Annotated in this window: 10 protein-coding genes; 2 read left to right on the top strand and 8 right to left on the bottom strand. The window is 66.2% G+C overall.

Features of this window, described 5'->3' with window-relative positions; genetic code table 11:
- Together BS38_RS0108430 and ilvD are read right to left on the bottom strand one after the other, a co-directional pair.
- The coding region (locus tag BS38_RS0108430) for a DedA family protein (RefSeq protein WP_043438071.1) at positions 1 to 556 on the bottom strand (556 nt) is incomplete at its 3' end.
- Between the two features lie 58 nt (positions 557 to 614).
- On the bottom strand, positions 615 to 2,477 hold the full coding sequence (gene ilvD, locus BS38_RS0108425) for a dihydroxy-acid dehydratase (RefSeq protein ID WP_028270398.1): 1,863 nt from the start codon (positions 2,475 to 2,477) through the stop codon (positions 615 to 617).
- Positions 2,478 to 2,552: 75 nt separating this feature from the next.
- On the opposite strand from ilvD, the gene BS38_RS0108420 reads away from it, so the two are divergent.
- Both BS38_RS0108420 and BS38_RS0108415 read left to right on the top strand, forming a co-directional pair.
- Positions 2,553 to 3,404, top strand: coding sequence for a helix-turn-helix transcriptional regulator (locus BS38_RS0108420; protein WP_156037090.1), 852 nt, complete (start codon positions 2,553 to 2,555; stop codon positions 3,402 to 3,404).
- Positions 3,405 to 3,529: 125 nt separating this feature from the next.
- Positions 3,530 to 4,492 (top strand): 1-phosphofructokinase family hexose kinase, encoded by a 963-nt coding sequence (locus BS38_RS0108415; RefSeq protein ID WP_028270396.1) that lies wholly within the window; start codon positions 3,530 to 3,532, stop codon positions 4,490 to 4,492.
- 38 nt (positions 4,493 to 4,530) lie between these two features.
- On the opposite strand, the gene BS38_RS0108410 is transcribed toward BS38_RS0108415, so the two are convergent.
- The 6 genes from BS38_RS0108410 to BS38_RS0108385 all read right to left on the bottom strand — a co-directional run bounded on the left by BS38_RS0108410 (position 4,531) and on the right by BS38_RS0108385 (position 8,596).
- Entirely contained in the window at positions 4,531 to 4,965 is a 435-nt protein-coding gene (locus BS38_RS0108410; protein ID WP_028270395.1) for an SRPBCC family protein, read from the bottom strand.
- A gap of 41 nt (positions 4,966 to 5,006) precedes the next feature.
- Positions 5,007 to 5,336, bottom strand: coding sequence for a YciI family protein (locus BS38_RS0108405; protein WP_028270394.1), 330 nt, complete (start codon positions 5,334 to 5,336; stop codon positions 5,007 to 5,009).
- Positions 5,336 to 5,815, bottom strand: coding sequence for an SRPBCC family protein (locus tag BS38_RS0108400; RefSeq protein WP_028270393.1), 480 nt, complete (start codon positions 5,813 to 5,815; stop codon positions 5,336 to 5,338). The genes BS38_RS0108405 and BS38_RS0108400 overlap by 1 nt, the downstream gene beginning before the upstream one ends.
- Positions 5,816 to 5,855: 40 nt before the next feature.
- Positions 5,856 to 6,833, bottom strand: a complete 978-nt coding sequence (locus tag BS38_RS0108395) for a TIGR03086 family metal-binding protein (RefSeq protein ID WP_028270392.1) — start codon at positions 6,831 to 6,833, stop codon at positions 5,856 to 5,858.
- A complete protein-coding gene (locus BS38_RS0108390) occupies positions 6,820 to 7,152 on the bottom strand; it encodes an ArsR/SmtB family transcription factor (RefSeq protein ID WP_028270391.1) in 333 nt (110 codons plus the stop codon). The genes BS38_RS0108395 and BS38_RS0108390 overlap by 14 nt, the downstream gene beginning before the upstream one ends.
- Before the next feature lie 103 nt (positions 7,153 to 7,255).
- Positions 7,256 to 8,596, bottom strand: coding sequence for an MFS transporter (locus BS38_RS0108385; protein WP_028270390.1), 1,341 nt, complete (start codon positions 8,594 to 8,596; stop codon positions 7,256 to 7,258).
- Positions 8,597 to 8,820: the final 224 nt, after the last annotated feature.

The raw sequence follows: 8,820 nt of genomic DNA, 5'->3' as shown, positions 1-8,820 counted from the left end.
CCGCCACTGCGGCGACAACGACGGCGGCGGCGCTGCCGGCAGTGCGCGCCACCTCGTCGTAGAGGTTCCCGGCCAGGTACCCGAGGGTTACGAAGAGGCTCCCCCAGAGCACGCCGCCGGTGATGTTCCAGAGTGCGAAGCGCCGGTAGGGCATGCCGCTGAGTCCGGCCAGTGCCGGCATCACGGCGCGGAAGAAGGCGGTGAAGCGGCCCAGGAAGATGGCCGGGCCGCCCCGCCGCCTGAGGAACTCCCGCGCCTTCTCGAGTTGGGGCCGCTTCCGGTCAAAGACCTTTCGGGTAATCAGCCGTGGGCCCAGGTGTTTGCCGATCTCGTAGCCCACAGTGTCGCCCAGGATCGCGGCGGAAACCACCACGGCAATCATCACTGGCAGCGGGAAGCCTCCCTTTCCGGCGATCACCCCGCCCACCACGGCGGCGGTTTCGCCCGGAATGACGAAGCCGATGAAGAGGGCGTCCTCAGCAAAGACCAGCGCGAACACAACACAGGCCACCAGCAGCGGGCTGGCGTTGAGGAGTCCGTCGAAGAATGCCTGCATCAGGAACAGTGCGGCAGTTGAGGCGGGCGGGCGTCAGCCTGCCCGCCTCAATAAGTTGTTAGATGCGCTCCAGCAAGGACACGTCCCGGACCGCTCCCTTGTCTGCGGAGGTGGCCATCGCGGCGTAGGCGCGCAGCGCGGCGGAAACCTGGCGCTCCCGGTCCTTGGGCTTGAACCCGCCGTTGACCAGCAGTTTCTCACGGCGTTCGGCGAGGACCTCGTCGGAGACCTCCAGATGCAGGGAGCGCTGGCTGATGTTGATGCTGATGATGTCGCCGTCCTCCACCAGGGCGATGGTGCCGCCGGAGGCAGCTTCCGGGGAGATGTGCCCGATCGACAGGCCGGAGGTGCCGCCGGAGAAGCGGCCGTCCGTGATGAGGGCGCACTTCTTGCCGAGGCCGCGGCCCTTGAGGAACGACGTCGGGTAGAGCATCTCCTGCATGCCCGGACCGCCCTTGGGGCCTTCGTAGCGGATGACCACCACGTCGCCTTCCTTGACGCCCTTGTTCAGGATCTTCTCCACGGCTTCATCCTGGGACTCGCACACGACGGCCGGGCCTGAGAAGGTCCAAATGGACTCGTCCACACCGGCGGTCTTCACCACGGCGCCGTCCAGTGCCACGTTTCCGCGGAGCACGGCCAGTCCGCCGTCCTTGGAGTAGGCGTGCTCCACGGAGCGGATGCAGCCTTCCGCAGCGTCGGTGTCCAGGGAGGTCCACTCGTTCGACTGGGAGAACGCAGTGGAGGAGCGGACGCCGCCGGGAGCCGCGTGCCACAGGGCCTGCGCCTCTTCGGTGGCCTTGCCGCCGCGGATGTCCCAGTCATCGAGCCAGCCGTCCAGGTCACCGGAGTGCACGGAGTGGACGTCCTTGTGCAGGAGGCCGCCCCGGTTCAGCTCGCCCAGCAGGGCGGGGATGCCGCCGGCGCGGTGAACATCCTCCATGTAGTAGGTCTTGTCCTTGGCGACGTTCGGGGCCACCTTTGCCAGGCAGGGCACCTGGCGGGACTTGGCGTCCATCTCGGCCAGGCCGTAGTCCACGCCCGCCTCCTGGGCCGCGGCCAGCAGATGCAGGATGGTGTTGGTGGAGCCGCCCATGGAGATGTCCAGGGCCATGGCGTTGTCGAAGGCCTTAGCGGTGGCGATGTTGCGCGGCAGCACCGACTCGTCGTCGCCGTCGTAATAGCGCTTCACCAGATCGACGACGGTGGCGCCGGCCTTCTCGTACAGCGCCTTGCGGGCCGTGTGGGTCGCGAGCACGGAGCCGTTGCCCGGCAGGGCCAGGCCGATGGCCTCGGCCAGGCAGTTCATGGAGTTGGCGGTGAACATACCCGAGCAGGAACCGCAGGTGGGGCAGGCGTTCTCTTCAATGAGGTTGATGTCCTCGTCGGAGATGGACTCGTCCACGGCGTCGGCGATCGCGTTCACCAGGTCCAGGGAGCGCACGGAGCCGTCGGTCAGGGTCACGCGGCCGGCCTCCATGGGACCGCCGGAGACGAACACAACCGGGATGTTGAGGCGCAGCGCGGCCATGAGCATGCCCGGGGTGATCTTGTCGCAGTTGGAGATGCAGACCAAAGCGTCGGCACAGTGGGCGTTGACCATGTACTCCACGGAGTCGGCGATCAGGTCGCGGGACGGCAGGGAGTAGAGCATGCCGGAGTGGCCCATGGCGATGCCGTCGTCCACGGCGATGGTGTTGAACTCGCGCGGCACGGCGCCGGCGGCCAGGATGGCGTCGGAGACGATCCGGCCCACGGGGGCGAGGTGGGTGTGGCCGGGAACGAACTCGGTGAAAGAGTTGGCCACGGCGATGATCGGCTTGCCGATGTCCGAGTTGGCGACGCCGGAGGCGCGCAGCAGTGCGCGGGCGCCGGCCATGTTGCGGCCATGGGTGACAGTACGTGAACGAAGAGGAGGCATGGTACCGATCATGCCGTCCCGGGCCGCATGGCGGAAGACAGTGCTGATACTAGTAGTAGGAGTACCAGACTACTAGTGTTGGTGACTGTGAAAGAGGCAGGCGAGAGGCGCAAGGAACTGGGACTCTACCTGCGGGCACGCCGCGAGCAGGCGCTGCGGTCGGAGTACGGACTTCCGCCGGTGGCGCGCCGGCGTGAACGCGGACTGCGGCGGGAAGAGATTGCCTTCCTTTCCGGGGTCAGCGTCACCTGGTACACATGGCTGGAGCAGGGACGGGACATCCGGCCCTCGCGGGAAGTGCTTGAGGCTGTGGCCCGCACCCTGCACCTCTCAGAGGCCGGCCGCTCCTATGTCCTGTCACTGGGCGGCTATTCCGTACCGGTGTCGGCCGGCCCGGCGGCCGTTGATGCGCCGGCCCACATCCAGCGACTCCTCGACGCACTGGGCCCCAACCCCGCCTTCGCGCTGGCCCCCGACTGGAGCGTCACGGGCTGGAACCGGGCCTACGCCGCGCTGTATCCCAATATTGCGAACGTGGCCGCAGCGGAGCGGAACCTGCTGTGGCTGGTCTTTACCGATCCCTACGTGAAGGAACTGCTGCCCGACTGGGACGTCACCAGCAGGCGCTTCCTGGCAGAATTCCGGGCAGAAGCCGGGCAGCGGCTGGGCGATCCGGACGTGGCCTACCAGGTGGAGCGGCTCAGGGAAACGAGTCCCGGGTTCAAGGAGGGCTGGGACCGGTACGACATCCTCGGCTTCGAATCCCGGGAACGGCTGTTCCGCCACCCTGCGGTGGGCGTCCTGAGGCTGGAGCACCATCAGGTCTCACCGTCGGACCGGCCGGACCTCCATATTGTGGTCTACACTCCGGTACCGGGCAGCGATGCCGCGGAGCAAATCGAGCGGTTGCTGGCCGCCGGCCGTTAGCTGCCCCGGATCTCAGGCCACGCTGCGGGCCGGTGCCCGGCCAAGCCCCTACTAAAACGGGCCCCTACTAAAAGACGTGAAGCGGCGGAACAACGAACGGTTCCGCCGCCTCCTATGCTGGGGCCATGGGAGCCGCACAGCAGTTGGGCACTAAGCCGATCCTCACCCTGACCGTGAACCCGGCGCTGGACATCAGCACCTCAACCGAGCAGGTCAGCAGCGGCCACAAGCTCAGGTGCGGCGCGAGCCGGCTCGATCCCGGCGGCGGAGGCATCAACGTGGCAAGGGTCATCCAGCGTCTCGGCGGACACACCTTGGCCGTGTACACCGCAGGCGGGCCCACCGGCGAGGCCTACCGCAGGCTCATCGAAGCGGAGCGCATCCCCACGCTGGCGGTGCCGATCCAAGGAAGCACACGCCAGGACTTCACCGTCGATGAGACCTCCACAGGGAAACAATTCCGGTTCGTCCTTCAGGGCCCGGAGCTCTCGGAACCGGAGTGGCAGGCCTGCCTGGACCGTGTTGCCGGGGCGATGCCGGTGGGCGGATACGTGGTGGCCAGCGGCAGCCTCCCGCCCGGCGTGCCGGACGATTTTTATGCCAGGGTTGCCGGGCTGGCGCGCCAGTCCGGCGCCCACTGCATCGTCGACGCCTCCGGCCGGGCCCTCACCGAAGCGCTTGCCGAGGGCGTGTTCCTGGTCAAACCAAGCCTCCGCGAACTGGGGGCGCATTTCGGCGCGGCCCTCGACAGCGAGCAGAGCCAGGTGGAGGCGGCATCCGCCCTCGTGGCTGACGGGTCAGCGGAACACGTCGCCCTCACCCTGGGCGAAGCCGGCGCTCTGCTCGCGTCAAAGTCCGGCCTGATCCGGTTGACCGTGCCGGATGTGCCGGTGGTCAGCACGGTCGGAGCCGGCGACAGTTTCCTGGGCGCTTTTGTGCTGCGGCTCGCGCAGGGCCGCCCCCTTGACGCGGCTTTCCGCGCCGCCGTGGCCGCGGGAAGCGCCACAGTCATGACACCTGCCACCGAACTTTGCCACCGCGCCGACGTCGAACGCCTCGAGGCAGAGCTCTCCGGAGCAGTCCCCTGACCGACATCGGCTGCTTCCGGCAGGGACGCGGAGTCTGCCTACCGCGCTTCCAGGACAGTCTTCAGCTTCCGGAGCTGGGCAACCTCACCCTGCATTGTTCTGGTGACCAGGCCGTCCAGGACTTTCATGAGGCCGGGGAGCTTCAGGTCCAGGACGAAGCGGACGGAGGTGCCTCCTGCTGATTCGCTCAGGATGTACTCGCCGTGAGGCCGTGCCGGACCAGCAACCACGTCGAAGGCGAGGAGCCGGCCGGGCTCCGCCGCCGTGATCCGGTAGTCCCCCTGGATCGGCTTTCCCCGGGGTCCGGTGAGCGTCTGGCTGTAGACGGCCCCGAGCTGGCCAGCGTCGCCGCTGGCCAGCCCGATGTCCTTGACGCCGCTGCGCCAGGCCGTGTTGTTAAGCCCGTCGGCCAGGAAGTCATAGACTTCCGCGGCGGGGCGGTCGATGGTGATCCCGTTTTCGGCGTGGGCCATTCAGTGCCTCTCGTACGGCTCCCGGCAGGCGGGGGCAACTACTACATCTGCATATCGGCTAGCTCGAAGATCTCGAGCCTGAACTTACCACTGCCTTCGGACAGGAACGGGTGGCCGTCCGCGAGCGCCTTCGCGCCGTCGAGGTTTTCGGCCTCCACAATCGAATAGCCGTTCAGGTCGGAGGCTTCCGCGGCGGATCCGTCGTCCACCATCGAGGTGCCGCCGGCGAAGGGGGCGCCGGCGTCGACCAGTGCCGGGCCCAGCTTCTCCATCCAGGCACCCCACGCGGCCATCTGTTCAGCGGACTGCTCCGGGGTGAACTGGTCCATCGGTGTGGCCGGCCCCTTGTAGAGGTAAATGAACTTGCTCATCATGTGTCCTTTCGTTGCGTGTTTTCCCTTGGGGCTCGCGAACCGTCCCCTTCGAGAAGGGACTTCAGCTTCGCGAGGTCCTTCCGCATGGCCCGGCGCATCATCGGGGCCATGACGAGGCCGGCGACTGCGGAGAAGCCGGCCGGAGTGCCGGTGTTGCGCAGGGTCATCCGGGTGAAACCGCTGTCGGCCGCCGACCAGGTGTACGTGGTCTGCATGGGAAACGGCCCCTGGGCCGTGCGCATCACCAGCGTTCTGCCAGGGTCCAGCTCGGTGAATTCGTAGACGTATTCCAAGGTCCGTCCGAGGAACTGTGCCTTGAACGCCACCTTGGAGCCCACGGCCAACGGCGGGGCCGTTTCCCACTTGACTGCCTTGATGTTGCTGTACCAGGCAGGCGCGTTGTCCGGGTTGGCCGCGAAGTCGTAGACAGCTTCGGGCGGCCTGCGGATCACTGCTTCCGTCACCACATCAACCATTTCCGGCACCTCCCCCGTGTCTCGTTCTTTCCCGACGACGCTAGAGCCCGGCAACCTGCCGGCCGGTGAAGGCGACCAGGCGTTCCAGGCTTGCCGCCGATTCATCAACCAGGGTTTCCTCGGCAAAGCTCTTGCCGCGCATCTGCGGGCTGATGGTGTTGCGGGCGAGGCCAAGGACGTAGTCGGACAGGACCGGTGAGACGCTGAGCTCCTGGCCGGTTGCCCGGGCGAAGTCCCACGCGTGGACCAGCAGTTCCAGGTTCAGGATGTTGGCCACGGTGGTTGCCGGCAGTTCTGCGAAGCCCATGTCGAGGGCTCCCTCGGTGCCGCGGGCGCGGAACGCCTCCAGGGTGGCCTGCGCGGCATCGGCAATCCGCACCTCGGGTGTTGCAGCCGGCTGATCAGGCACGGTCACACCGAGGGCTTTGCCGATCGATGCGATCGAACCAAAGAGATGGTCCAGGAGGGCGTCAACGGTGAAGTCCTCGCACGGCGTCGCTGATTCCAGGTCTGATTCCCCCAGCTTGCGGAGGACCCGCTGGGCAACCGCCAGGGCCGCCTCGGCGCTGGAGAGTTCATCGATGGGGTCCGGGGCAGCAGCCCATTCGTCCGGACCGGCGTCTCCGCTGGCGGCAAGGAGGACGAGGCGCTCGAGGAAATGGTTCCAGCCTTCTGCGTGGCCTGCCTCCTGCTCTTCCGAGAGTCCCTCGTGAATGAGCTGGACCGTGGTTCCGCCTTCCACAGCCTCCAGGTTCACGGTCACCGTCGACGCTCCCGGCGGCAGCCCGGCGTCGCCCTCCCAGCCCCATGTGTAGACGATCCGCTTTCCCGGCTCGATTTCAGTGAAACTTCCCATCGCCGAGTGCCCCGGCGTGATGGTCCAGCGGTAGTCTCCGCCCACGCGCAGATCCACCCGCGCCGCCACGGTCTTCCAGCGCCGCAACCGCTCCGGTTGCGTGATGAGCTCGAAGGCGGCGTCCGGGTCAACCGGAATGAATACTGTCTTATTGAATGTCATCAGAATTCCCTTGCGATGGTTGCTGGCCCAGCCGGCCGGCGTCGGCCACCAGCAGGTCCAGTTCGGTTGTCCAGAAGGCCTCGAATTGTTCACGCAGCCGGACCATCCCGGCGCCATCCAGGCGGTAGTACCTGTTCCGGCCGTCCTTCCGGGCGGTCACCAGCCCCACTTCCGAAAGAAGCAGCAGGTGCTGGGAGATGGCCGACCTGCTGACCGGAAAATGGCCGGACAGTTCGGTGACCGTTTTCTCCCCCTCCGCCAGCAGCCGAAGCAGCGCCCGCCTGTTGGGCTCCGTTGCGACTTCCAGAAGATCGGGCACAGAAAATACGTTAGTCGCCACTAACGCATTAAGCAAGCGGTGCGGCCGGGCATGCAAAAGGGCGGCGGCAACCCCTCCGGGCAACCGCCGCCCCGTCTTGCAGTTACGCAGCCGCTACGGACTCCTTGACCTTCAAGGGTTCAATCTTTCCCATGACGAACAGGTAGTTGGCGGCCCCCACGAGGGAGACGGCTCCAATGACCGCCAGCGGCGCGACGAAGGAACCGGTCTGATCCACCAGAACGCCGATCAGGATCGGGGTGAAGATGCCAGCCAGGTTGGAGGCGAAGTTCTGCAGTCCGCCAATGGATCCGACGTGCCTGGAGCTCGGCGCAACGTCCGCGGGCAGCGACCAGATGCCGGTTGCTGCGACGGTGAGGCTTGAGTAGGCGACGGAAAGCAGCGCCAGCGCCATCCAGGCTTCCGGAACGAGCGCTGCAAACATAATGACGGAGCCTCCGGCGAGGCCGCCGGCGATAGCGGTCTTGCGGACCTTGGTGACGGACGCCCCGGCCCGCACGGCACGGTCGGCCAGGTATCCGCCCAGCCAGCCGCACAGCACCGCGCAGATGCCGGGGATGGCTCCGAAGAAGCCCAGCTTGAGCAGGTCGAATCCGCGCTCCTTGACGAGGTAGCTGGGGAAGAACGTGATGAAGAAGTAGATGGCGCTGTTCAGGCAGAAGAAGCCGAACATCATGCTGAGGATGGTGCGGTACTTGAAGAGTGAGCGCCAGGGCAGCTTGGCTGCGTCGGCGTCGTCGCTGCCTTCGCCGCGGGCACCGCCTTCTTCGATGTAGGCCACTTCGGCGGCGTTCGCGCCGGGGTGCTCCTGGGGGCTGCGGTACACCTTCCACCAGACGGCAGCCCAGATAAGGCCGGCGACGCCGATGATGATGAACACTGCATGCCACGAGGTCAGTGCCACGATCAGGGTCACGATGGGCAGCGCGATCACGGCCCCCACACGGGACCCCGAGTCCCAGATGCTGGTGGCGAAAGCACGTTCACGGACCGGGAACCAGGTGGCCACCACCTTCGCCGCCGTGCTGGGCGCGGGACTTTCGCCGACGCCGAGGAGGAAGCGGGCCGCGAACAGGGACCAGAAGCTTGTAGCGGCAGCGGTCACCATCGTGAAGATGGACCACCAGACGGCCGCCAGCGAGAACGACCTGCGCGGCCCCACCTTGTCCACGTACCACCCGGCCGCAAGCTGGCAGAAGTCGTACGCCCAGAAGAAGGCGGCAAAGATGAGGCCCTGCTGGGTGGCGGTTAGCTCGAAGTCCTTGCCCATGAACGGCAAGGCGACACTCAGGCTGGAGCGGTCAAGGTAATTGATACTCAACCCGATGAAAGCAAGCCAAATGATGACCCAGCGCTTCCGGGTCATCATTCGGGGATCTTTTGTCGGTGACGTGCTGGCAACTTTACTTCCGAGCGCAGTCATGTGGTCTCCTTCGACGTGAACATGGCTTCGGGCGCCTGGGGCGCCTGGGGAAGACACCGAAGATATCGATGCCAAATCATATAGGAATCGGGTTAATCATATAGAAAATGTGATCCAGATCAAGCCCTCCTGAAAAATCGGCCGCAAGAGCACCCCCAGCCCGGTGGAATATGATTCCCCCAGCGACTCCAACCCGGACACCACCCCAACCAGCACTAAGAGGT

Origin of the sequence: Arthrobacter sp. UNC362MFTsu5.1 (assembly GCF_000685965.1) — a bacterium.
Taxonomy (GTDB): Bacteria; Actinomycetota; Actinomycetes; order Actinomycetales; family Micrococcaceae; genus Arthrobacter.
This window is presented reverse-complemented; position numbering and strand designations above follow the sequence as displayed.